The 23,855-nt window shown below is 69.8% G+C and carries 14 protein-coding genes; 6 read left to right on the forward strand and 8 right to left on the reverse strand.

The genetic code is table 11. The features are described from left to right. Nucleotides 1–175: 175 nt before the first annotated feature. Nucleotides 176–1,204, reverse strand: a complete 1,029-nt coding sequence (locus ACFSKW_RS42735; protein WP_379580073.1) for an alcohol dehydrogenase catalytic domain-containing protein — start codon at nucleotides 1,202–1,204, stop codon at nucleotides 176–178. 260 nt (nucleotides 1,205–1,464) lie between these two features. Here ACFSKW_RS42735 and ACFSKW_RS42740 point away from each other — a divergent pair, with 260 nt between their 5' ends. Further along, nucleotides 1,465–2,160 carry a DUF4097 family beta strand repeat-containing protein gene (locus tag ACFSKW_RS42740; RefSeq protein ID WP_379580075.1) on the forward strand — a complete coding sequence of 232 codons (696 nt, stop codon included), beginning with the start codon at nucleotides 1,465–1,467 and terminating at the stop codon, nucleotides 2,158–2,160. 57 nt (nucleotides 2,161–2,217) lie between these two features. On the opposite strand, the gene ACFSKW_RS42745 is transcribed toward ACFSKW_RS42740, so the two are convergent. Together ACFSKW_RS42745 and ACFSKW_RS42750 are read right to left on the reverse strand one after the other, a co-directional pair. Beyond that, entirely contained in the window at nucleotides 2,218–2,715 is a 498-nt protein-coding gene (locus ACFSKW_RS42745) for a DoxX family membrane protein (protein WP_379580077.1), read from the reverse strand. 162 nt (nucleotides 2,716–2,877) lie between these two features. Continuing rightward, nucleotides 2,878–3,522 (reverse strand): DUF5919 domain-containing protein, encoded by a 645-nt coding sequence (locus tag ACFSKW_RS42750; protein ID WP_379580079.1) that lies wholly within the window; start codon nucleotides 3,520–3,522, stop codon nucleotides 2,878–2,880. 77 nt (nucleotides 3,523–3,599) lie between these two features. On the opposite strand from ACFSKW_RS42750, the gene ACFSKW_RS42755 reads away from it, so the two are divergent. Continuing rightward, nucleotides 3,600–4,688, forward strand: coding sequence for an effector-associated domain 2-containing protein (locus ACFSKW_RS42755; protein WP_379580081.1), 1,089 nt, complete (start codon nucleotides 3,600–3,602; stop codon nucleotides 4,686–4,688). Here the strand turns inward: ACFSKW_RS42755 and ACFSKW_RS42760 are convergent. Continuing rightward, on the reverse strand, nucleotides 4,676–4,915 hold the full coding sequence (locus tag ACFSKW_RS42760) for a DUF397 domain-containing protein (RefSeq protein ID WP_379580083.1): 240 nt from the start codon (nucleotides 4,913–4,915) through the stop codon (nucleotides 4,676–4,678). The two genes, ACFSKW_RS42755 and ACFSKW_RS42760, sit on opposite strands and share 13 nt — an antisense overlap. Before the next feature lie 118 nt (nucleotides 4,916–5,033). Here ACFSKW_RS42760 and ACFSKW_RS42765 point away from each other — a divergent pair, with 118 nt between their 5' ends. Next, on the forward strand, nucleotides 5,034–5,225 hold the full coding sequence (locus tag ACFSKW_RS42765) for a DUF397 domain-containing protein (protein WP_379580085.1): 192 nt from the start codon (nucleotides 5,034–5,036) through the stop codon (nucleotides 5,223–5,225). Here the strand turns inward: ACFSKW_RS42765 and ACFSKW_RS42770 are convergent. The 4 genes from ACFSKW_RS42770 to ACFSKW_RS42785 all read right to left on the reverse strand — a co-directional run bounded on the left by ACFSKW_RS42770 (nucleotide 5,211) and on the right by ACFSKW_RS42785 (nucleotide 12,297). Then, entirely contained in the window at nucleotides 5,211–5,456 is a 246-nt protein-coding gene (locus ACFSKW_RS42770; protein WP_379580086.1) for a DUF397 domain-containing protein, read from the reverse strand. The genes ACFSKW_RS42765 and ACFSKW_RS42770 overlap by 15 nt on opposite strands. Before the next feature lie 79 nt (nucleotides 5,457–5,535). Beyond that, nucleotides 5,536–9,744 carry an FxSxx-COOH system tetratricopeptide repeat protein gene (fxsT, locus tag ACFSKW_RS42775; protein ID WP_379580087.1) on the reverse strand — a complete coding sequence of 1,403 codons (4,209 nt, stop codon included), beginning with the start codon at nucleotides 9,742–9,744 and terminating at the stop codon, nucleotides 5,536–5,538. Further along, entirely contained in the window at nucleotides 9,741–10,790 is a 1,050-nt protein-coding gene (locus tag ACFSKW_RS42780; RefSeq protein ID WP_379580089.1) for an AAA family ATPase, read from the reverse strand. Before ACFSKW_RS42780 ends, fxsT begins: the two co-directional genes overlap by 4 nt. Before the next feature lie 52 nt (nucleotides 10,791–10,842). Next, entirely contained in the window at nucleotides 10,843–12,297 is a 1,455-nt protein-coding gene (locus ACFSKW_RS42785) for a VMAP-C domain-containing protein (RefSeq protein WP_379580091.1), read from the reverse strand. A 428-nt stretch (nucleotides 12,298–12,725) separates the two neighbouring features. Here ACFSKW_RS42785 and ACFSKW_RS42790 point away from each other — a divergent pair, with 428 nt between their 5' ends. The 3 genes from ACFSKW_RS42790 (at nucleotide 12,726) to ACFSKW_RS42800 (ending at nucleotide 23,788) form a co-directional block, all read left to right on the forward strand. Further along, complete coding sequence (locus ACFSKW_RS42790; RefSeq protein ID WP_379580092.1) at nucleotides 12,726–13,829, forward strand: glycerophosphodiester phosphodiesterase; 1,104 nt, start codon at nucleotides 12,726–12,728, stop codon at nucleotides 13,827–13,829. 404 nt (nucleotides 13,830–14,233) lie between these two features. Then, nucleotides 14,234–17,494, forward strand: coding sequence for a LamG-like jellyroll fold domain-containing protein (locus ACFSKW_RS42795; RefSeq protein ID WP_379580093.1), 3,261 nt, complete (start codon nucleotides 14,234–14,236; stop codon nucleotides 17,492–17,494). 177 nt (nucleotides 17,495–17,671) lie between these two features. After that, entirely contained in the window at nucleotides 17,672–23,788 is a 6,117-nt protein-coding gene (locus ACFSKW_RS42800) for an RHS repeat domain-containing protein (RefSeq protein WP_379580095.1), read from the forward strand. The last annotated feature ends 67 nt before the right edge of the window (nucleotides 23,789–23,855 follow it).

Raw genomic sequence — 23,855 nt, forward strand, 5'->3', positions numbered from 1 at the left:
GGGGGAGACTCAGGCGGGCTCGGGGAGAAAGGCGCGGACCAGCGTCACGTGGCAGGCGGGCCCTCGGGTCGGGGCAGGCTCGGGTCTCGTGGCAGTCGCCCGGCGCGGCGGTCGCGCGTGGCGTACCTGACCGGCCGCCGCAGGAAACGGTCAGCGACCCCCTGTCACGGGGTGCTCAGTTGCCGGTGGTCAGGACCATGCGGAAGCGGGCCTGGCCGGAGAGCATCTTCTGGAACGCCGCACCCGCCTCCTCCAGCGCAACCTCCTCGATCCACGCCCGGACGCCGCTCTGGACGGCGAACCTCATGGTGTTCTGGGTGTCGACCGCGATGCCGGAGGCGTGCCCGTACACCCGTCGTGCCCTGCTCACGAGCTGCAGCGGCGTGACGTTCACCGGCTCCATGGCGACGCCGACGATGACGAGCTCGCCGCGGCGTCCCAGCCCGTCGATCGTCGCGGACATCGCCGCGGCGTCGGTCACCGTCGCCAACACCACCTTGGCCCCTCCGAGGGCCTGCAGCGCGTCGGCCGTGCTCGAGGTGGCACTGTCGATGTAGTGGGACGCGCCGAGCTTGTGTGCCAGCGACGCCTTCTCGGGACCGCGGGCCATCGCGATGGTGTCGAAGCCCATCTTCGAGGCGAACTGAACGCCCAGGTGCCCCAGTCCGCCCAGCCCGAGGATCGCCACGGTGTCACCCGAGCGGGCGGAGCTACGGCGCAACGCGTTGTACACGGTCACGCCGGCACAGGCCAGGGGCGCGGCTTCCGCCGCCGTGAGCTCGTCCGGGATCGCGGCCAGGGCGACGGCCGGCACGACGACGGAGTCGGCGAACCCTCCTGCGTACGCGACGCCGGGCACCTGGAGCTCAGGGCACAGGACGCCGTCGCCCTCCCTGCAGGCGTCGCAGTGGCCGCAGCTGCCTCCGTACCAGCCGACCGCCACCCGATCACCGACGGACCAGCCGGTGACGTCGCCGCCGATCGCGTCGATGCGTCCCGCGATCTCGTGCCCTGTGGTGACGGGAAAGGTGGTGCCGGGGATGTATCCGCCGGTGATCAGCGCGTCGGAGTGGCACACCCCACACGCCTCGACGGTGATCCGCACCTGGCCAGGGCCCGGCTCCCGGGTTTCCACCTGAACCAGGGACATGTCCCCGCCAGGCTCGGCGATCTGCATGGAACGATGCATAGGCGAAGAAGACATGGCGTCTCCTTTTCTTCCTATGGGAAGCTCACTAGTCCACCTTTTCCGGTTTCGTCCGGTTTATCCATGGCCCGCCGACCCTCGTCAAGGTCATCGCCAACGGCGACTCTCCGGAGCACCTCGGTGACGCCCGGCTGTCCCCGTCCACGGCATCGGCGCCCACATCGAATCCCAGGCCGGGGGCGGATCCAGGGTTGGTCCGGGACGCGTAGGGGTGATCCCCGATGCCGCCTCCCGCCGCTCACGAGAGCATGGAGGACATGAGGACGAGGGGCATGATCGCCGTGGCCGCGCTAGCGGCCTCCGCGACGATATTGACAGGCTGCGGGGTCGTCGGGTTCGGCGGGGCCACGGAGAAGAAGACCGAGTCCTACGAGGTGACCGACAAGGTCATCCGGCTGACCGTGAAGGGCGAGGCCGGCGATGTCGTGGTCAACGAGACCGACAGGACCGGGATCAAGGTCACCGAGAACATGAACTGGCGCAACAACAAGCCCGAGCCTTCGCACGAGGTGAAGGGCGACGTCCTCGAACTGTCCTACGACTGCAAGAGGACGTTCGACAACTGCTGGGTCGACTACACGATCGAAGTTCCCAAGGCCGTGAAGGTCAAGATCGACAACGGCGCCGGCGACATCACGCTGCGCTCGCTGACGGGCGAGGTCGAGGCGACGACGGGCGCGGGCGACATCGACGCCAACGGGCTGGCGGGCAAGCGGCTCTTCGCCGAGACGGGCGCGGGCGCGCTCGACCTGAAGTTCAGCAGCCCGCCGGACAGCGTCGAGGTGGAGACGGGCGCGGGCGATGCCACGCTCCGCGTCCCCCAGGGCCCCTACCACGTGACGACCGACACCGGCGTGGGCAGCGCCGAGGTGAAGGTGACCGACGACGCCGGCGCACCACGCAAGATCTCGATCTCTTCCGGCGTCGGCGATGTGAGGATTCTGCCTCTGTGACCCAGCCTGGCCGACGACGACGCCCACCCCAGCGGGGTGGGCGTCGCCTGTCACCGGCTACTTGAGGTACGGGTTCCGGACGAGCTTCCCGAGACCGAGGGTGTCACCGGCGCCGGCCATCGCCAGGCCGATCAGCACCATGGCGTAGATCACGTGCTCGTCCATGAACGGGTTGGTGGCCAGGGGCAGCTCCGCCGCCCACATGAGCGCCAGCATCAGCCCGCCGGCCGCGGCGGCGACGCGGGTCCCGATGCCGAGCACGAGCGCGAGGCCGACGCCGAGCAGCCCGGCCATGAACAGCCAGTCCACCCACGGCTGCCCGGCCAGAGCCGCGAAGTTGCCGCCCTTGAGGAAGCCGGTGGTGGGGCTGCCGCCGTTGGTCCACGCACGGCCGGCGGGGGTGGCGAAGCCCCAGCCGAAGGTCTTGTCGAGGAACGCCCACAGGAACACCCAGCCGATGGAGAGACGAACGATCGCCCAGACGTAGGCGAGGGGGCGCGTCACGGTCCTGCTGGGATCGGCGTCCATGACGGGCCTGTTGTGTGTCGTGGCCATGCTGTCCTCCCTTGTCCCATGCCCATCACAGCGCTTCCGCCGTCCTGCCGGCAGTGCCGTACGGCCCGGGCCGGGAGGCCCTTGGTCCGAAAACGGCCAGGGAGGGACATGCGGGCGCCTGAGGGTCCGTCGACAAGGGACTTTCGGCCCCAGCGGGGCCGATCACCTGGCGCCCGCCTGCCACAGCCCGTCGAACAGCCGCAGCAGATAGTCGTACATCGGGCTGCCGTTCCCGAAGACCAGGCACGGCGAGTTGCGTCCGTGCGTCTCCTGCAGGTACGGAGTGAAGTACGCCAGGCGGTCGGTGACGATCACCCGGCAGCTGTGGGGCGCGTCGAACAGCCGTAACTCCACCGAGGCGTTCCTCGCGGCCACCGCGGTCACGTAGTCGATGTTCGTCGAGACCTGCTTGGCCAGCAGCCCGCTCTCGATCCCCGGATCCGTCCGCCGTATCTCGTCCTCACGGGCCCGCAGCCACCCTCCCGCGTCCGCGGGGTCGGGAAGCAGGACTCGCGTCGACTCCAGGCGCGGGTTGCCGGGCCGCCAGACTTCCTGGAAGCTGTCGCGGGTCAGCTCGTTGCCGCGCCCGGTCAGCACCTTGACCCAGCGTGCCGCGCGCAGGTCGGCCGCCAGGTCCGCGTTGGCCGCCGACTGTTTGGGATAGGAGCGCAGGACGCCCACTCCTGACATCCGCGACAGCAGGCGCAGGAGCATCCGTCGCGGCCAGGACAGGCCGAACCAGCCGGCCGCGACCGTGAGTGCCGTGGCGATCAACGAGCTGACGACTCCGATGACCAGTTCCTGCATGCTGCTCCCTCACCTGCCGGCGAATTCCAGGAATTATCGTGATCTGCTGTGCCGTCCCAGGTCTAGGCTGGGAGCTTATGATCGGCGTCATCACCGCTCTGCCCGTGGAGTCCGTCGCGGTCCGGCACGTGCTGGGCGATATGCGGGAGGTTCGGGCGCCTGGCGGTGATCCCAACCAGTACGTGGTGGCCGAATTGCCGTGTGGCCCGGTGGTGACCACGGTGCTGACCACCACGGGCAACAGCGCGGCGGCCCACGCCTGCGCGCATCTGGTGCGCAGCTTCCCGCGGATCGAGACCGTGATCATGTGCGGGATCGCCCTGGGCGTGCCGAGGAGCGACGATCCCGAACGGGACGTGCGGCTCGGCGATGTCGTCGTGGGGACCGCCGGCGTGGTCCATTACAGCCACGTCAGGGTGACCGACGAGGGCGTCTCGACCAGAGGCGCGACGCTGGTGGCCGCGCCGCGGCTCCTGCGCGGGGTCAACGAGTTGCGCGCGGCGGCGCTGCGCGGCGAGCGCCCGTGGCGCGACCGTGGGAGCCCGCCGCCCTCGCCGCTCTACGAGCGTCCGCCCGCCGAGCGGGACGTGCAGGTCTTCCACGGCCGGATCGGGAGCGGCGACGAACTGCTGCGCAGCGCGCGCCGCAGAGACGAGCTCGCGCGGCGGGAGGATCTGCTCGCCATCGAGATGGAGGCGGCGGGTGTGGCCGTCGGCTCGGCGCTCGACGGACGGGGGTGCCTGGTCGTCAGGGGCGTGAGCGACTACGGCGACGCGGCGAAGTCGGACCTGTGGCAGCCCGCCGCGTCGCTGGCGGCCGCCGCCTATGTACGAGCGCTGCTGGATGTGCTTCCTCCTTCATCCGGCACGGAGGGTACGGAGCACCGCCCGCTTTCGCTCCTGGAGCTCGTGACGACGATGGAGCGGGTTCCTTCACTGCGGACCCCGCAGGATCGCGACGACGTCCTGCGCCTGCTCGGCCCGCCTGTCGAGGGCCTGGTGAAGCGCGACACGCGAACCCGCGCGGCCCTGCTGAGCCTGGCAAGCGTCTGCGGTGGCTATCCCACGGGGCTGACCGACCTCCTGAACGTCCTGGAGCTGCTGGAAGGCGCGGACTCCTCGCCCGTGCGCGCTCTGGCGGACGCGATCGAGCGCTACCGGTCCTGACCGTCGTAGTCGAACTCGCCGTCGAGCGCGCCGGCGACGAAGGCGTCCCATTCGGCCTGGGTGAAGACCAGGATCACGCCGTCCTTGTCGCCACCGTTGCGCATGAGGATATTTTCCCCAATGAAGGCGATTTCTATCGGATCCTCAATAGTCCGGCCGGTCTCGCTGCTCGTCCATACAACGGAGGAAAGGTCGAAATCTGCCGCTTTCGGCTTGATTGGCAACATAGTCGCATCTTATGGGAAAGATCCCGCCGTATACGGAAATGCCATGCTGCCGACCGCCACCCGCACTCTCTGTAGAGTAGTCGAGTAATCACGTTCCGGAGTTGCGAAAGGGGTAGACATGCACGACGCACCCGCGTGGCGCAAGAGCACACACAGCACCGAGCAGGAGTTCGGCACCTGCGTCGAGGTGGCGGAGCTCGGAGACAGGCTGGGAGTCCGTGACTCCAAGGATCCCGGCGGCCCGCACCTCAGCTTCTCCCGTGAGGCATGGGCCGCCTTCATGAGTTCGATCAGATCACGCGCCATCTGAGGGGTTGGGGCGCTGCGCCGGCGCCCCGCTCGCTACCCGTCCGAATTCCCCCTTCTTGACTCCGGCGATGAAAGCTCGCCACGAACCTAACGACACCAGGACGTAGGGACCGGGATTCCTGCTGTCGCTGATCGCACAGTCGGCCCCGAGATGGGCGACGGTCACGCACCCACCCCCCGTCCCGTCGCTCCACGTGCTTTTACGCCACGGGAACTCAGCACTTTCGCTCACGTCGCAATACTCCCGGGTTCTTTGTGGAACCTGTCGGCAACGGGACCACGCTGTCCGCTTTTGGCTTTTACAGCACCCGCTACACGGAGATTGGGTAGATGTCGCAGTTTGCCCGCTTTCCTTGGCCGCGGGATTTGAGCGCGGGATGGTCTTCCCCCAGCACTCGCCGGTAGCCGGCCAGTGATTCGGCCAGCAGGGTTGCCGCCTCCGTCTCCTGACCCACCGCCTGCAGATCCATGCTGAGGTTGAACGCGCACGCGAGCGCGGTCGGGTGCTCGTCCCCCTGTCCGGCGCGCAGCCGTTCGAGGGTCCGCCGGTCCAGCTCCAGCGCCTGCTCGTACTCGCCCAGCTCGTACAGGTCGCTGGCGTAGTTGACCGCGCAGATGAGCGTGCGCGGATGCTGTTCACCCAACATCCTGGTGAGGTCCTCCAGAGCCTTGCGGTCCAGGTCACGGGCCTCGTCGAGCCGCCCCATGAGCCGCAGGCCGACCGCGACGTTGACCGCCGCGGTGGGCGTGTTGGCGTGCTCGGGACCGAAGATCTCCTCGTAGAGCTGCTTGGCGCGCATGCCCAGCTCGAGCGATTGGGTCAGGTCTCCGATGTGGCGCAGGTTGATGGCGTGGTTGAGGGTGATGGCCACCGTGGTCTGGGCCTTCTCGCCGTAGCGGGCCCTGAACAGCGACATCGCCTCCTCTGAGAGCTTGAGCGCCTCGTCCTGCCTGCCCGCCTTGCGGCTCATCACCGACAGCAGGCCGATGGCGTCCATGGTGCCGGGGTGGGAGTTCTGGAAACGGCGGCGCATCTCGTTGGTGTGGATCTCCTGGAGGTTGCGCGCCTCCAGGTAGTGGCCGCACTCCATGATGTCGATCGTCAGGGCGACGCGCGAGCTGATGGTGCTGAGGTTGTCGGGTCCGAGCACCTCCTGCTTTCTCCGGTAGGTGTCCTCGTCCAGTTCCCTGGCCTTGGCGGGGTCGCCCGTCAGGCGGTAGTCGATGGCCAGCAGGTGGGCCTGCTCCAGGGTGAGCGGGTCGTCGGGGCCGAAGCGGCGGCGCAGCGTCTCGAACGCCTGGCGGTCGATCTCCAGCGCCTCGTCGAACCGGCCCAGGTAACGCAGGTCCGCGCCCAGATAGCCCTGCGCCTCCAGCGTGCGCTCATGGTCGGGACCGAGCCGCTCACGCAGCGCGTCACGCGCGTGCAGGTGGTGGCGGTAGGCCGCCTGGAAGTCGGCGAACAGCCTCAGTGCCCGGCCCAGGCGCAGCTCGGCGGCGAGGGTCGCGTCGTGCTCGGGCCCGAGGTTCGCGCTCCAGGTCTCCACCGCGCGTTGCGCCATGGAGATGAAGCCGTTGTGGTCGCCCCACAGGTAGAGGAAGTCGATGAGATTGAGGAACAGCTCCCTGGCCCACGGGTCGGTGCACTCCTCCAGCTTGGAGGCGAACACGTGCGGGAAGAGCGCGTGGTACTCCGGCCAGCGAGCGCGGTTGCCGGGTGCCTTGGGGTCGGCGTTGGCCAGCATCAGATGGCCGCAGTGCCGGAACAACATCCGTTCGTCGTCCGACAGCTGGCTGGTGACCACGCGCTGCACCAGCCGGTGCAGGGAGACGGTGTTGTCACGGTGGTTCAGCTTGGCGAGCGCGTACTGGTTGATGGCGCGGGTGGTGCGGCTGAGCGCGATCGGGTCGCGCAGCGCCTGCAGCAGCTCGGGCGGTCCCTCCATGTCGCGGCTGCTGGTCAGCAGCGACCTCGGGATGGGCTCGGGCGCGAGGAAGGCGCACACCTGCAGGAGTTGCAGGGCCGCGGGATGGCTCTCCCTCAACCGGTCGAACGAGACGTTCCACGCCGCCGCGACCGGCACCTCCGCGCCCTCCACCTGCAGCAGCTCGGTGCTGTGCTCGTCGAAGAGCTGCAGGTACTCCGAGGTGGGCATGCCCGTCTCCGACAGCCAGACGGCCGCCTGCTCGATCGCCAGCGGCAGGTCGCCCAGACGGCTGGAGATCTCGTCGGCGTCCCTGTCGCTCAGCTCCGGACCCCGCAGGCGCAGCAGCTCGCGACTCTCCTCCCGCGTGAAGACATCGACCTCGAGCGGGGCGGCGTAGGAGAACCAGTCGCGCGAGCGGGAGGTCACCATGATCTTCCCGGGGCCGTTGGTGGGGAAGAACTTCCTGATCTCCTCCACGTTCTCGGCGTTGTCGAAGATCAGCAGCCAGTCGGCGTACGGCCGGCCCAGCCGCAGCGCCTCCTTCACCGCGGGAACGGCCACGTTCGGCTCGGTGACGTTCAGGTCGAGGTGGACGGCCAGATCCACGAACGCCTGCCGGACCATGGTCAAGCGTTCTGAGGGGATCCACCAGATCAGGTCGTACTTGTCCTGATGGCGATAGCAGTACTCAATGGCGATCTGTGACTTGCCCACGCCGCCCAGACCATGTAGCGCCTCGGGAAGCACCGCCGTCGTTCCCGCCGACAACCGCTCGTGCAGCAGCGCCAGCATCTCCTCACGGCCGGTGAAGCTGGCGTTCTTCTGCGGGACGTTCCAGACCGGCGTCGGCTCGTGGGACTCACGCTTAGGGGCTAGTGGGACGGCGCTCATATTGATCGTTACTCCAAACGGGTCCGGCGGCGATGGATCCTTCACGACATGCGGGTAGACGGTGTCCTCCGGGCGTGGAAGATCACGACTGAAGGCCTGCCCCATGGCGGACTCATGCATGCCTTCCTGACCACGAAAGGAATCCCTGATCCGCCGCGCGGGCACCGTGTAGCGTCCTGCCATCGCCTCCAGGGCGGACACGGTGGGCTCGACCAGCGGCGACAGCTCCGGTGGCAGATCGGGCACCGGCGCGCTGCCCGGCGAGATGATCACGTCGCGCAGCCCACGTAACTCACCCACCTCCTGGCCGAGGTGGTCGACGACCGCGACCAGCACCTCGGCCGTCTCCGACCGCCTGCCCGCCTGCAGCAGTTCGGCCCGCACGCCCGGCACGAAGTCGTACGGCACGCTGGGCCGCGTCCGCGCCGAGCTCGCCCGCCGTACCAGATCGCTGCCCAGGACCTCGGCCAGGTGCGCCTCGGTGGCCCTGGGCGCCAGCCTGCGCTGCACGAGCCGCATCACCGACATGGTCAACGGCGCGGCGGCCAGGTGCACGGCCAGCTCGAAGGCGGTCGGCGAGACGCCCATGCGGAAACGCCAGACGCGCTGTCTGGCCGAGGCGTCGTCCTCCTCCGGCTCCGGCGGCTCGGGTTCGGCCTCGGCCGGCGCGCAGGCCAGCACCCCGCCGGACCAGCGGGTACGGCCGCCCATGACGAACTCGGCCCAGCTCTTCACGTGCCCGGCCACCGGCCCGATGACCGGGATGGGCACCGTTCCCTCCGGGACGGCCGCGCCGTACTGGATGGCGGGGGCGGCGGGCTGCGTGTTGCGCAGTTCGCCGCGCTCCGGCGCGATGCCCGTGCGCCGCCACAGCCGGGTGGGCAGCAGGTGCACCACGGCGACCGCGTTGTTCCTGCCCCAGCGGGCCAGCATCCGGTGAGCGGCTCTGGTGTGCCAGGCGTCCCCGATGCCGTCGGTGAGGACGACGATGAGCCGGCGCCCGGTACCGCCGGGCAGCGCGAGCGCGGCGGCGGGCGTCGCGGGACCGTCCGCTCGCCCGGTGCGCAGCCGCAGCTCGGACTCCCGCTCGACGTCGGCGTCGAGCAGGTGCGTCCGGATCACCCGGAAGGCGGCGACGTCGTTGAGTGCCGCCGCGAAACCGTTGGCCGCGGCCCTGTGCAGGATCGCGAAGCGGCCGTCGTCGATCACCAGGTCGAGTTCGAGCAGGCGCTCACGTGCGGGAGTGAACACCGGCAGCCACAGGTCGTCGCCCGCGGCCTGCTCGGCGGTGGCCTCCTCGTCGAGTTCGGCCGAGCCGTGCGGTGACCCGATCAGGCGCCGGAACGCCCGCATCGCCTGGACGAGCGCCCGCCGCCTGGTGGACTCGGAGCCGGCGACGACCTCACGCTCGCCCGCCTCCTCCTGAACGGCGGGCTGGAGCCCGACGGCGAACGGCAGGCCGGAACCAGCGGCGTGGCCGCTGGGCACCTCGGCGTCGGAGATCTGCGGAGGCGGAGCCGGGCCTGGAGGCGGCCGTTCGGGAGGGTCCGACGGCTCCCCCGCCGGCCGACTCGGGGCCTGCGGTAGCGCCCCCGCCTGACCCGCCACGGTGTGGGCGGCGAGCCAGAGAAGGTCGGCGGCCTCCTGCCACTGCGGCGCGTCCTCGCGGCCGGATGGCGATCGACCTGCCGGCTCCTTCACCCCACGCCTGCCTCGTCGAGCCGTCGTAGCACCACGTCGAGCACCTGTTTGTAGGACTGCTCGCTCCAGCCGTCCTGGCCGGTGATGACCAGGTGGAGCGCGTTGAGCAGCTGGTCGGCGGCCACGGGGTTGTGCTTGCGGTAGTCGAGGAACTCCCGGATGATCCGGTCCTTGTACGGCTCGGCGTCCTGGCCGAAGTGCGCTCCGACCAGCTCGGCCAGCCGCTCGGCGCTGGGCTCGGGCATGTCCAGCCGGACGCACCGCCGCAGGAAGGCGCGCGGGAACTCGCGCTCGCCGTTGCTGGTGATGACGATGAAGGGAAAGGCCCTGCAGGTCACGGCGCCCTGGTTGATCGCGGCGGCCCCGCGCGGGTCGGCGGTGTGCACGGTCTCGGGCTGCTCCGAGCGGGCGCGGAACAGCTCCCTGATCTGGAAGCCGCCTTCCTCCAGCACGTCGAGCAGGTCGTTGGCGAGGTCGGCGTCGCCCTTGTCGAACTCGTCGATCAGCAGCACGCGCGGCAGCTCGTAGGGCAGCAGCGCCGTTCCCAGCGGCCCGAGCTGCACGTACTTGCCGACGCTCGGCTCGTTTCCCGCGACCCTGGCGTCCTGGACGCGGGCGACCGCGTCGTAGTCGTAGAGCCCGGAGCGCAAGGTGCTGCGGCTGTTGACGGGCCAGCGGAGGACCGGGCCCAGATGCAGCTCACGGCTCACCTGGTAGGCCAGAGTGGACTTGCCGACGCCCGGCGGTCCTGTGACCAGCAGCGGGCGGCGCAGGCAGAGAGCGGCGTTGACCGCGATGACCTCCTGCGGGTCGGGTTTGCGCACCGGCAGGGTGTCGACCCTGCCGAGCCTGCGGTCGAGCTCCTCGTGGTCCTCCGCCGGGGGGTCGATCAGCGGCCCGCCGGTGAAGGTCCGCCACGGGGGCGGCGAGGGCAGGGCGCTACGCAGGGAGATGTCCTGCAGCGGCCGTCCCGTGCCTCGGTAGAGGAGCCACCCCTGGGGAATGGCTGCGAGCTCACCGTCCCCATGTGGTTCTTCCACTCTCATCTGTGGACGTTCCTCACTTGGATACACGGTTCGGCGCATGAAATTTGACTACTTAGGAAGGATCCCCTTGTTTCACCTGTCGCGCAACCCTCAGCTGCGGCGCACGGGGAATTGGCCTGTCCGGATCGTCCCAAAGCAGGGCCACACTCTCACAGGCCGCTGAACTGCGCAATTGAAGGATGCTCTCCGGCAGCTTTTTGAGTTTGACCGGCTGGACGACGTCGTGAACTATCTCCCGAAATTCGACATTTGATGCTATATCGCGACACCAAAGGACAATCGGCAGTCCCGCGTCGATAGCGGCCTCCAATTGGGCACGGCCCATCGGGTGGTCGGGCGGCGCCGACAGGACGCAGGCCACCAGATGACAGCCACTCACCAGGTCGTCATGCATCGCACCGGGCTCGGCCGCGTCGAGCGGGATCAGGTGAGTGCCGCCCTCGCCGCGCAGGAACCTGCCCCACCGGTCATGCCAGCGCCGGTGCCGGTGACGCGGGCGCAGGCGCGCGTCGCTGCGCAGCACCACCTCGTAGTCCTGGCCGAGGGCGCGCGGCGGCAGGTTCGCGCTGATCTGACGGGGCCAGCGTTCCACGGCCAGATTGACCAGGTCGGGCGCGAGCATGAACTCCAGCAGCAGCGGGCCGCCGGCGGTCCATTCCTCCTCCGCCCGCAGGACCAGTTCCACCACGTAGTCGCCGAGTCGCTCGAACGGCAGCTCGACGTCCTCGCCGCGCACCGGGCCCCAGCCCGACTGGTCGGCCTGGGTCCAGTGGGTGACGCGGTGCGGGTCGGTGCCGTCGTCGGGCACGGGCGAGCGGTCGATCTCGATGATGAGACAGACCGGCAGGTCGGTACGGGTCTGATAGGGCGGCGGCTGGCGCAGCAACAGCTCCAGCTCGGTCGCGGCCGCATCGTCGAACTCCCGCAGCAGGTCGCGCTGGTGGTACAGCCACCTGCTCAGCTCGTCCTTCAACTCGACGTCGTTCGCCGGCTCCTGGTGGACCAGTCGTCCCCGCAGCAACGCCACGAAGCGCAGGTGCGGCGCCAGCCAGCCGGGCCTGCCGTTGACGTCGAGCAGGAACTCGAACATCTCCCACGCGGTGGTCAGCCCCACCGGGCAGGCGGCGCCCCTGCCTTCCGTGACCACCTGGTAGAGGGCGCGCAGGTCGTTCGCCTCGTAGCCCCTGAGCAACTCCTCGATCCGCCGCTCGTCCTCCGGCTCGAGGAGGCTGTCGGCCAGGCCCGCCAGTCTCCTGATCTGCTCCACCTGCGGGAGCCCCGCGGCGAAGAACTCCACCGCCCGCACCAGCGCGCCGCGCGCCTGCTCGCTCTCCAGGCAGTGCCGGGCAATGTTGAGGAAATGAACCTTTCGCCTGGCGGAGTAAGGAACGTCAAGCCCGGCCGAACCCATCTCGCCCATAACCGCGTCCACGAGATCTGCGGGCTCCAGCTGAGGTATCGAGGCAAGCACTTTGGCGACCGCCATGTGATCGCCGAGTTTCGCCACGCTTCTCCCTCGCTGAACACCTTCGCCGAATTAATTGCCGTGATTCTACTAAATCGCACATGCATTTCCACTAGTGGTCAAGACGATCCACCCCAGGGCCGCGAGGGCGGCCACCGCAGCCCGTTGACCACCGGGTCGCGCCCCGATGACCGTGCAAAAGAATGCCGTACGGCTGCCCCGTGACGACAACACCTCCCGACTCTGACCGAGCGGCCGGCGCCGGCACAACCGATCTTGAAGGACGCGGAATAGTTAGTGTCGTACCTCACCGAAGGGCCGGTTTCAAGATTCACTGGACGGGCGGGCAGGCCATTGTCGTGCCGCTGTTACTCGGGCCTTCCCGACCATGCACGCCGCCTCACCGACGAGCACCTCGCGACCATCCGCACGTAACCTCCGGGCCACCCCGGCGATCTACCGTACGCGCCATGATGATCCGCAGGCTACTCGCGGGCGCGCTGGCCGTCCTGACGGGCGGTACGGTCGCCGTTGTGCTGTTCCAGTCCGACCCCGCCACGGCCGAGGGCCGCCACCATGCCCCCATCGTGATCGGCCACCGGGGCGCCAGCGCCCACCGGCCCGAGCACACGCTGCTGTCGTACGAGGCCGCCATCGCGATGGGCGCCGACTACATCGAGCCCGATCTCGTCTCGACCAAGGACCACGTGCTGGTGGCCCGGCACGAGAACGAGATCTCCGGCACCACCGACGTGGCCGTCCGTCCCGAGTTCACCGGGCGGCGCACCACCAAGACGATCGACGGCCGGGCGGTCACCGGCTGGTTCACCGAGGACTTCACGCTCGCCGAGCTCAAGACGCTGCGCGCCAAGGAACGCGTGCCGGACCTGCGGCCCGACAACGCCGCCTTCGACGGGCTGGCGGAGATCCCCACGTTCGACGAGGTCGTCCGCCTCGCCCAGCGCCACGGCGTGGGCGTCTACCCCGAGACCAAGCACCCGACCTACTTCGACTCCATCGGCCTGTCGCTGGAGGAGCCGCTGCTCGAAGTGCTGAACACCCATCGGGTGCGCAAGGCCTTCATCCAGTCGTTCGAGACCGCCAACCTGCGCGACCTGCGCGCCAGGACCAGACTGCCGCTGATCCAGCTGATCACCTGGGGCGGCGCGCCGTACGACTGGGTCGCGGCAGGCGACCCGCGCACCTACGACGACATGGTCAGGCCGGAGGGGCTGCGCGAGGTGGCCGCGTACGCCGACGGGATCGGCGTGGACACCCGCCGGGTGGTGCCCGTGGGCCCTGACGGCAGGCTGCAGCAACCGACCACGCTGATCGCCGACGCTCATCGAAGGCGGCTGGAGGTGCACGTCTGGACCGTGCGCAACGAGAACTCCCAGCTCCCCCTCGACTACCGGCTCGGCGACCCGGCGAGCCCGGTCTTCTCCCGGGCCACGGGCGACGTGATGGGCTGGCTGGGCCGGCTCGTGGAGCTCGGCATCGACGGCGCGTTCTGCGACGACCCCGGCATGGGCCGCGCCGTGGTCACCCGGCGGACCGCAGGCCCCGGAGCGTGACCCCGGGGCCTCGCCGTGGTCACCCGGCGGACCGCGGACCCCGGAGCGTGACCCCGGCGGTGGCACGCCCAGCGCGGTGAGAAGGAGGCCTCGCCGGTCACCGACCGGCGAGGCCGCTCCGCGCGACGCCCCCGATCACCTCGCACCGGCGGAGCGCGCCAGGTCGGTGCGCATCCTCAGCAGTGATGGGGGCGCCGAGGGCAGGCCGGCCCGCCGCCGTCACCCCTTCTGGCGGATATCTTCATGCCGATCCGGCCCCTGAAGAAATCTTTGAGCAGAATGACCAGAACTCTGGACAGACAGTAGAGGCCGGGTGAAAATCCGATCGTCAATCGAAGATCGTGGAGACGCCGGGCGGGTGGCCCGTCCCGCGCGTAACCCCTGCTCACCATGGGCGAGGACGTATGCGGGTACTGCGTGGGCTGATCACGGCGACGTTGATATTAGCGATCCCCCCGGCGGTGACAGCCAGGGCGGACACCGCGCCGGAGCCACCGGAGAGCGTCCAGGAGCGATCGACGACGGAGGAGTCCGCGGTCGCGGCGGCCCGCCGCAGCGGCGGGCCGGTCGAGATCGAGTCGATGCGGACCGAGACCCGCCAGGTCTTCGCCAAGCCTGACGGCACCCTGACTCTGGAGCAGAACGTACGGCCGGTACGCGTACGCCAGTCCGGCGGCTGGGTCCCCGTCGACACCACCCTCCGCCTCAACCCCGACGGCACGGTCGGCCCGGCCGCGGCGGCGGTCGGGCTGACGTTCTCCGGCGGCGGCGAGGCCCCGCTGGCCAAGCTGTCGCGCGGCGCCAAGTCCCTCGAACTCGGCTGGCAGGGCGCGCTGCCCAAGCCCACGCTGAAGGGCGACACCGCCACCTACGCCGAGGTGATGCCCGGCGTGGACCTCCAGGTCACCGCGGACGTGGACGGCTTCTCCCACCTCCTGGTGGTCAAGTCGCGAGCGGCCGCGGCGAGCATGACGGAGCTGACGTTCCCGCTGTCGGTCTCCGGCCTGTCGGTGGCCTCGGACAAGGCGGGCAACCTCGAGGCCGTCGACAGGAACGAGGGCACGATCTTCGTCGCGCCCACCCCGAAGATGTGGGACTCCGAAGGGATCACCAGCCCGCAGGCGCTCAAGGAGGGCCGCTCTCCCGAGGCCCGCGAGGCCACGATGGGCGTGGAACTGGTGGGCAGGCAGCTGCGGCTCAGGCCTGACAGGAAGATGATGACGGACCCGAAGACGCGGTTCCCCGTCTACCTGGACCCGTACTTCTCGGCCGCGCGGAACGCCTGGACGGCGGTCTGGAGCAACTGGCCCAACTCCAACTACCTCAACTCCAGCGACGTCGCCAGGGTGGGTCACGTCGAGTCGCAGAAGAACCGCTCGTTCTTCCAGATGAACACCGGCTCGACCATCCACGGCAAGCAGATCATCAAGGCGACGCTGCGCACGTACGAGACGTGGTCGTACTCGTGCAGCGCCCGCAAGGTCGAGGCCTGGGCGACCAACCCCATCAGCAAGAGCACCACCTGGAACAACCAGCCCACCTGGGCCAGGCTGCTCTCCACGGTGAACGTGGCCAAGGGCTGGGGTCCGTCCTGTATGCCCGGCGGCGTCGAGTTCGACGTCACCTCGCAGGTCGTGGACGCCGCCGCCAAGAAGTGGCCCAACGTCACCATCGGCCTGCGCGCCACCAGCGAGACCGACGTGTACGCCTGGAAGAAGTTCAAGAACAACCCGAGCCTGGTCATCGAGTACAACTCGCTGCCCGGCAACCCGGTGGCCGCCGACGCCTGGTCGGACCCGGGCGGCCCCTGCGTCTCCGGCGAAGAACGGCCGATCATCAGCACCGCCGCACCGAAGCTGTGGGCGAAACTGTCGGACGCCGACAACTCGGTCCAGGGCCGTTTCGAGTGGTACAACGCCGCAGGGGTGAAGACGGGCGAGCACCTCACCCCCATGGGATCGACGGGCACCGCCTTCTACGCGACGATCCCGCTGAGCCTTTACGCCGACGGCGCGCTGATCCGCTGGCGGGTCCGTGCCGAGGACGGCAAGGCCACCAGCGCCTGGAGTCCTTGGTGCGAGGCCACCGTCGACACCACGGCCCCCGGCAGGGAGCCGGAGATCTCCTCGCCCCAGTACGCGGAGAACGGCTGGAGCGACGGGGTCGGCCTCCCCGGCACGTTCGCGTTCGCCCCGAACGGCGTCGCCGACGTCGCCGCCTACGTCTGGGGCCTCGACACCACGCCCAGGACGGAGGTCGCGCCCGGCCAGGACGGCACCGCCACGATCGCGCTGACGCCGCGTCACGACGGCCCCAACGTGCTGTCGGTTCGCAGCAAGGACCATGCGGGCCAGCTCGGCCCGATCCGCACCTACGTCTTCAACGTCAACGCGGGCAGGGGCCCCAGCGGCCACTGGGCGATGGACGAGGGCCAGGGCACCCTGGCCGCCGACGCCGCGCAGGCCCACCCGGCGACGCTGTACGGGGCGACCTGGACCTCCGGCAGGACCGGCACGGCGCTCAAACTGGCCGGCGCCTACGCCCAGACCTCCGGCCCTGTCATCGACACCAGCCGCAACTTCACCGTCAGCGCCTGGGCCCGCCTGACCGGCACGGCCGCCTCCGCCACCGCCGTCACCCAGGAGGGCGGCAGGACCGGCGCGTTCGCGCTGCAGTACGCCAAGGCCAACGACCGCTGGGCGCTGACCATGGCGGGCTCGGACGCGGACGGCGCGCCTGTGGTGCGCGCCCTGTCCGCGGCCGCGCCCCGGCTGAACGAGTGGACCCACCTGGCCGGCGTCTACGACTCGGCGGCCGGCCAGGTCTCGCTCTACGTGAACGGCAAACTGGAGGCCACGGTCGCCGTCTCGCCGCCGTGGAACGCCACAGGCCCCCTGACGATCGGCCGAGGGAAGGTCAACGGGGCGGCTTCGGAGCACTGGCCCGGGGACGTCGACGAGGTGCGGGTCTACGGCCGCGCCATGTTCGCCGACGAGATCGCCGACCTGGTCAACAGCGCTGCCACGCTGGTCGGCCATTGGAAGCTGGACGAGGAGTCCGGCTCGTCGGCGGCCGACGCCTCGGGCCGGGCGACGGCCGCGACGCTGTCCGGAGCCGCCTCGTGGACGGCGGGATGGCTGGACGGCGCGCTCGCGCTCGACGGCGTCACCGGTTACGCCCAGACGACCGCGCCCGCGGTCAACACCAGGACCGGGTTCACCGTGGCCGCCTGGACCCAGCTCGACTACCTGCCCACCCGTGACACGGCGGCCGTGGCCCAGCCGGGCAGCAGGGCCGCCGGATTCCAGCTCGGCTTCGACAAGGAACAGCAGCGGTGGACCCTCGGCATGGCCGCCGCCGACACCGACGCCGCCGCCCTCGTCCGCACCCGCTCCGACGACATCCCCAACCCCCTGGAGTGGACCCACGTCGCCGGTGTGTACGACCCGCTGGCCGGTCAGCTCCGCATCTACGTCAACGGCCGCCTGTCCACGACCACCGTCACCGCCCATCTGAGCGCATGGAACGCCACCGGCCCGCTGCAACTGGGCCGGACCAAGTCCGCAGGCGTCTTCACCGGCTTCTGGCCCGGGGCGGTGGACGACGTCCGCACCTATGACGGCGTGCTGAACGCCGAGCAAATCGCACAGCTAGCCGCCCAGTAACTCCCGTACCGCACCCCGACTGGGAGAGGTCCAATGGATCTGCCGGATGAGTTAGAGCTGCCCGAATCCCGCTGGAATCGTTTTCCGCCGCCCCAGGAACCCGACCTTCCCGACTCCTCCTGGAACCGTTTCCAGGAGCCCAAGCGCGAGTCGCCCTGGCCACGCAGGCTCGCGACCATGCTCCCCGTCCTCCTGGTCGTGCCACTGGTGTACGCCGTGCCCGCCTCGGCCGACCCTCGCCCGGCGCCTTCGGTGCAGAAGGAGACGCCGGTCAAGGGAAAGGCGGTCCCCGTCCTGCCGCCGATGGCCGATCCCGTGCAGAAACAGGCGTGGAAGGCGCCGCCTGGCATCACCTGGCCCCGGCCCCAGAAAGCCGAGCTGGGCGGCGCCACCACGCTGGCGGCCGGCTTCCCGGTGAAGCTGGCCCCACGGCGAGGGGAGGCCAAAGCGGCCGAGGCCGCCGAGCCGGTGAGCGTGGAACTGCTCGACACCGACCGGCTGGGACTGGCGATGCGCGTCACCCCCGGCCAGGGTGTCGCGGCGGCCAGGGCGGCGAGGAAGACCCGCCTGCAGGTCGACTACTCGGGCTTCCGTTACGCCTACGGCGGCGACTACGGCGCCCGGCTGCGCATGGTCAAGCTCGACGAATGCGCGCTCGACACGGCCGCCACGAACTGCGCCCCGCCCGAGCCGGTGAAGAGCGAGAACGACGCCAAGGCCGGCACCCTGACCGCCGAGGTCGAGACCGGCGCCGTGTACGCGCTCACGGCCGCCGCCTCAGGCCAGTCGGGCGACCACTCGGCCACCTCGCTGTCGCCCTCCGCCGACTGGAGCGTCGGCACCCAGACCGGCGACTTCACCTGGGACTACGACATGCGCACGCCGCCCTCGCTGGGCGGCGACGAGCCGGAGATCTCGCTGGCCTACTCCTCGCAGAGCGTGGACGGCCGCACCGCCTCCACCAACAACCAGGCGTCATGGGCAGGCGACGGCTTCGAGCTCAACCCCAGCGGCTACATCGAGCGCCGCTACAAGTCCTGCATGATCGACGGCAAGAAGACCGGCGACCTGTGCTGGGACCAGGACAACGCCACCCTGGCGCTCGGCAGCTCCGCCGTCGAACTGGTCAAGGACGCCACGACCAAGCAGTGGCGGCCCAAGCGCGACGACGGCACCCGCATCGAGTACCTCACCGGGGCCACCAACGGCGACAACAACGGTGAGTACTGGCGCGTCACCACCGCCGACGGCACCCAGTACACCTTCGGCATCAACCGTCTGCCCGGCTGGGCGACCGGCAAGCCGGAGACCAGATCGGTCCAGACGGCGCCGGTGTTCGGGAACAACAGCGGCGAGCCCTGCTACTCCAGCACCCCGGCCAACGCCTGGTGCCAGCAGGCCTACCGGTGGAACCTCGACTACGCCGTGGACACCCACGGGAACGCGACCACGTACTGGTACGAGCGCGAGACCAACTACTACGGCCGCAACTCCAAGCCCGAACTGGGCACCCAGTACGTGCGTGGCGCCTACCTCAGCCGCATCGACTACGGCTACCTGCAGAACGAGCTGTTCACCACGGCCCCCGCGGCCCGCGTGCTGTTCGAGGTGGCCGAGCGCTGCCTGCCCAGCGGCACCGTGACCTGCGCCCCCGACCAGCTCAAGAAGGAGACCGCCAGTCACTGGCCTGACGTCCCGTTCGACCAGATCTGCGACGCCGGTGTGAAGTGCATCGACCGCCTGACGCCGACGTTCTTCACCCGCAAGCGGCTGACCAAGGTCACCACCCAGGTCCGCAACAGCGCGGGCCAGTACTACCCGGTGGACTCCTGGGCGCTGACCCACCAGTTCCCCGCCACGGGTGACGGCCTCAGCCCGTCGCTGTGGCTGGCCTCCGTCCAGCAGACCGGTCATGTGGGCGGCACGATCACGCTGCCGAAGACCACGTTCGTCGGCGTCCAGCTCCCCAACAGGGTGGACGCCACCGAGGGCCGCGCCCCGTTGGTCAAGTGGCGAGTCCAGTCGGTCGACAACGGGACCGGCGGCGAGCTGCGGATCAACTACGCCCCCGCCGAGTGCAGGCCAGGCGAACTGCCGGCGGCCGACAAGAACACCAAGCGGTGCTTCCCGCAACGCTGGACGCCGCAGGACGAGACCGAGGTCACCGACTGGTTCCACAAGTACGTGGTGTCGCAGACGGTCGAGGTGGACCGCGTCGCGGCCTCGCCCAACGTGGTCACCAGCTACGAGTACCTGGACGGCGCCGCCTGGCACTACGCCGAGAACATCCTCATCAAGCCCGAGCACCGCACCTGGTCGGACTTCCGCGGGTTCGGCCGGGTACGGGTACGTGAGGGCGACGGGCAGGACACCAAGCGCACGCTCACCGAGTTCCGGTACTTCCGCGGCATGCACGGCGACAAGCAGTCCGACGGTTCCAAGCGCAGCGCGCAGGTCCAGGACTCCGAGGGAGCCAAACTGGACGACCTCGACCAGTACTCCGGCCTCGAGCACGAGGAGATCCTGTACGACGGCGACGGCGGGGCCGTCCTGAAGGCGGAGGTCGAGCAGCCGTGGTCGGTGAAGACCGCGGAGTCCACGCAGGGCGGCGTCACCAAGACCGCGCACGTGGTCGAGGCCAAGTCCATGGTCACCCGAACCTCGCTGCCCGGCGGTACCTGGCGGCGTACCGGCGAGGAGCGCTCGTACGACACCAAGGGCCTGCTCACCCAGGTGGAGGAGAAGGGCGACCTGACCACGCCCGACGACGACCAGTGCACCAGCTACACCTACGCCCGCAACGACGCGAGCTGGATGCTCGACTACCCCAGCCGGGTCCAGAAGGTCGCCGCGAGCTGCGGCACCGCCGTGTCCGCGCTGGCCGCCGGTGACGTCATCTCGGACGAGAAGGTCCAGTACGACGGCAAGCCGTACGGTCAGGCACCGAGCAAGGGCGATGTGACCTCGGTCCAGCAGATCGTCTCCGGAGACGGCGCGACGATCGTCGACAGCGCCCACACCTACGACGTGTACGGCCGCGAGACCAGCGAGACCGACGCGATCGGCACCAGGTCCGTGACCGCCTACAGCCCTGCCACCGGCACCCTCCCCTCCGAGATGACCGAGACCAACCAGCTCGGCCACACCGACCGTACGATCCTCGAACCGGCCTGGGGCGAGCCCGTCGCCGAGGTCGACGCGAACAACCGGCGCGTCGACCTGGAGTACGACGCGGTCGGCCGCCTGACCAAGGTCTGGCAGGCCGACCGCAACAAGGCGGCAGGGCAGTCGCCCAGCACCGAGTACGCCTACGTCCTGCGCGCCGACGGCCCCAGCATCGTCACCACGAAGACGCTGCGCGCCGACGGCGGCTACACCTCCAGCCACGAGCTGTACGACGGCCTGACCCGCGAGCGCCAGACCCAGGAACCGGCGCCCAGGGACGACCAGACGCAGGACCCCGCGCTGCGCGACGGCCGCACGATCACCGACACCTTCTACAACTCCCTGGGCGAGCAGTCCAAGGCCAACACCGGCTACTTCGCCACCGGGACGCCCTCCACCGACCTGCTGGCGGTGGCCGACACCGACGTGCCCGCGCAGGTCGTGTCCCTCTTCGACGGCGTGGGTGACGTCAACGCCCAGGTCCTCAAGGCGAAGGGGGTGGAGAAGTACCGGGTCTCGTCCAAGCAGGAGGGTGACAGGATCCACGTGACGCCGCCCGCGGGCGGCACCGCGACCACCCGTATCGGGGACGCCGAGGACCGCCTGATCGAGCTGCGCCAGTACAAGGGCGCGACCCCGACCGGCGAGTACGACTCCACCAAGTACACCTACGACCACGCCGGACGGCTGTCCACGGTGACCGACTCGGCAGGCAACGTGTGGCGCCACCACTATGACCTGCGCGGCCGGGAGATCAAGACCGAGGACCCCGACAAGGGCGTCACGACGATGACGTACAACGACGCCGACGAGCTCGTCAGCACCACCGATGCCCGCGGCAGGACCCTGTGGTACGTCTACGACGAGCTGGGCCGTGAGAAGGAGCTGCGCGAGAACTCCGCGACGGGCCCGCTGCTCGCCGAGTGGAAGTACGACGCCCTGGCCAAGGGCCACAAGAACGCCAGTATCCGGTACGTGGACGGGCAGGCGTACAAGGCGGAGATCAACGCCGTCGACGCCGACTACCGCCCGCTGCGCGAGACCGTCACCGTCCCCGCCCGGGAGGGCAGGCTGGCGGGCTCGTACGTCCTCAACACCCGCTACACGCTCGACGACCAGGTCCAGTCCGTCAGCTTCCCCGCCGCAGGAGGCCTGGAGCAGGAGTCGGTCGTCTACAGCTACGACGAGCTGGGCCAGCCGACCAAGGTCACCGGCCTGTCGTCGTACGTGACCGCGACCCGCTACTCCAAGCTGGGCGAGACCCTGCAGTACGAGCTGGGCACCGGAGGCAAGAAGACCTGGCTCACCTACACCCACGACGAGACCAGCCGCAGGCTGACCAGCATGCGGCTCGACAGGGAGAGCGCCCCGGCGACCGACCTGGACCTCAACTACACCTACGACGCGGTCGGCAACATCACCAAGATCGCTGACAGAGGGGCGAGCGGTCAGGACACGCAGTGCTTCGCCTATGACCACCTGCGCCGCCTGACCTCCGCCTGGACGGGCACCGACGACTGCGCCAGCGGCAGCCCGCAGTCGGACAAGATCGGCGGCGTGGCCCCGTACGCGTTCAGCTACGCCTACGACTCCACCGGCAACCGGACCAAGGAGACCAAGCACGCCTGGGGCGGCGCGGGCGAGACGGTCCGCTCCTACACCTACCCGCAGGCCGGCGGCAAGCAGCCGCACGCGCTGCAGACCGTCGGCGCCGACCTCTTCGAGTACGACGCCGCGGGCAACACCACCAGGCGCAAGGTCGGCACCTCGGACCAGACCCTGGTCTGGGACGCCGAAGGCAACCTGGAGTCGGTGACGGAGGCGGGCAAGACGACGTCCTTCGTCTACGACGCGGAGGGCGACCGGCTGATCCGCAAGACGCCGACCGACGCCACGCTCTACGTCGACGACATGGAGCTGCGCTTCGACTTCGCCAAGGACGTCGTCGAGCAGACCCGCTACTACACCATCAACGACCAGCCCATCGCCGTACGCACCAACGACAACCAGGTCTACCTGCTGGCCAACGACCACCTGGGCACCGCGCAGGCCGCGGTGAACGCCGGCAACGGCGAGCTGGCCGTACGGAGGACGACTCCGTTCGGCGAGAACCGGGGCGCGCCACCGCCATGGTGGCCCGGGCAGCGCGGATTCGTCGGAGGCACGCAGGATGCGACGACCGGGCTCATCCACCTCGGCGCCCGCGAGTACGACCCCAAGAACGGCCGCTTCCTGTCGGTGGATCCGATCATCGACGATGTGGATCCGCAGCAGCTCAACGCCTACGCCTACGCCAACAACAGCCCGGTGAGCATGAGCGACCCCGACGGGCAGTGGGTCTGGGTCGTGGTCGCGATCGGTGTCCGGCTCGGGGCCCGCTACCTCGCCAAGAAGGCGGCCCAGCGCGCCATCAGGCGTGAGGCGATCCGCCGTGCCAGGGAGGCGGCCAGGAAGCGGGCCCTGGCGGAGGCCAGGAAACGGGCCGCGGAAGAGGCCAAGAAGCGGGCCAAGGAGGCGGCCAGGAAGCGGGCCCTCGCCGAGGCGAAGAAGCGGCGGCTGGCGGCGGCCAGGAAGAAGGCGGCCGAGGCGGCCAGGAAGGCGCGGGAGGCCGCGGCGAAGCGACGGGCAGCGATGGCGGCCCGCAGAGAGGCCCGGAAGGCGGCTCGCGAGGCGGCGGCCAAGCGGCGCATGGCGCTGGCGTCTCAGCGGCGGAACCACCGGGCCGGCAGGATCCCCAGGGGCATCCAGCACGCGCGCTCGCGCCCGGCGAGCCGGCCGACCAGCCACAGGGCGCAGCAGCGGCACTCTCCGCCCAGGGCGAACCGGCAGCCGGCACAGCCGAGGCCCAGCCAGGTCTACAGGAACGACGGCTCCGTACAGCCGACCCAGTCCTACACCGTCTACGGCAACGGCCGGATGTACCCGCAGGGCAGGCCACCGTCGAACCTGCCGCGCAGCGGCGGCTCCGGCCAGAGTGAGAAGCAGATCTTCAAACCGGAGAAGATAGAGATCGAGACGAACCGGAGGGGTGCCGCCACCGCCGAACTCGGCGCCCGAAGCCAGAAGATCGTGGACAACGTCGTCGACATGTTCGACACCTGGTTCGGTGGAATGGGAGGAATGGGCTGACAGGACCGTCTTCCGCTGGGCACTGACCGGCGCGGGACCCTCGTGGTCCCGCGCCGGCGGCGTCACG

It is taken from the genome of Nonomuraea mangrovi, from assembly GCF_042681425.1.
Classification (GTDB): domain Bacteria; phylum Actinomycetota; class Actinomycetes; order Streptosporangiales; family Streptosporangiaceae; genus Nonomuraea; species Nonomuraea mangrovi.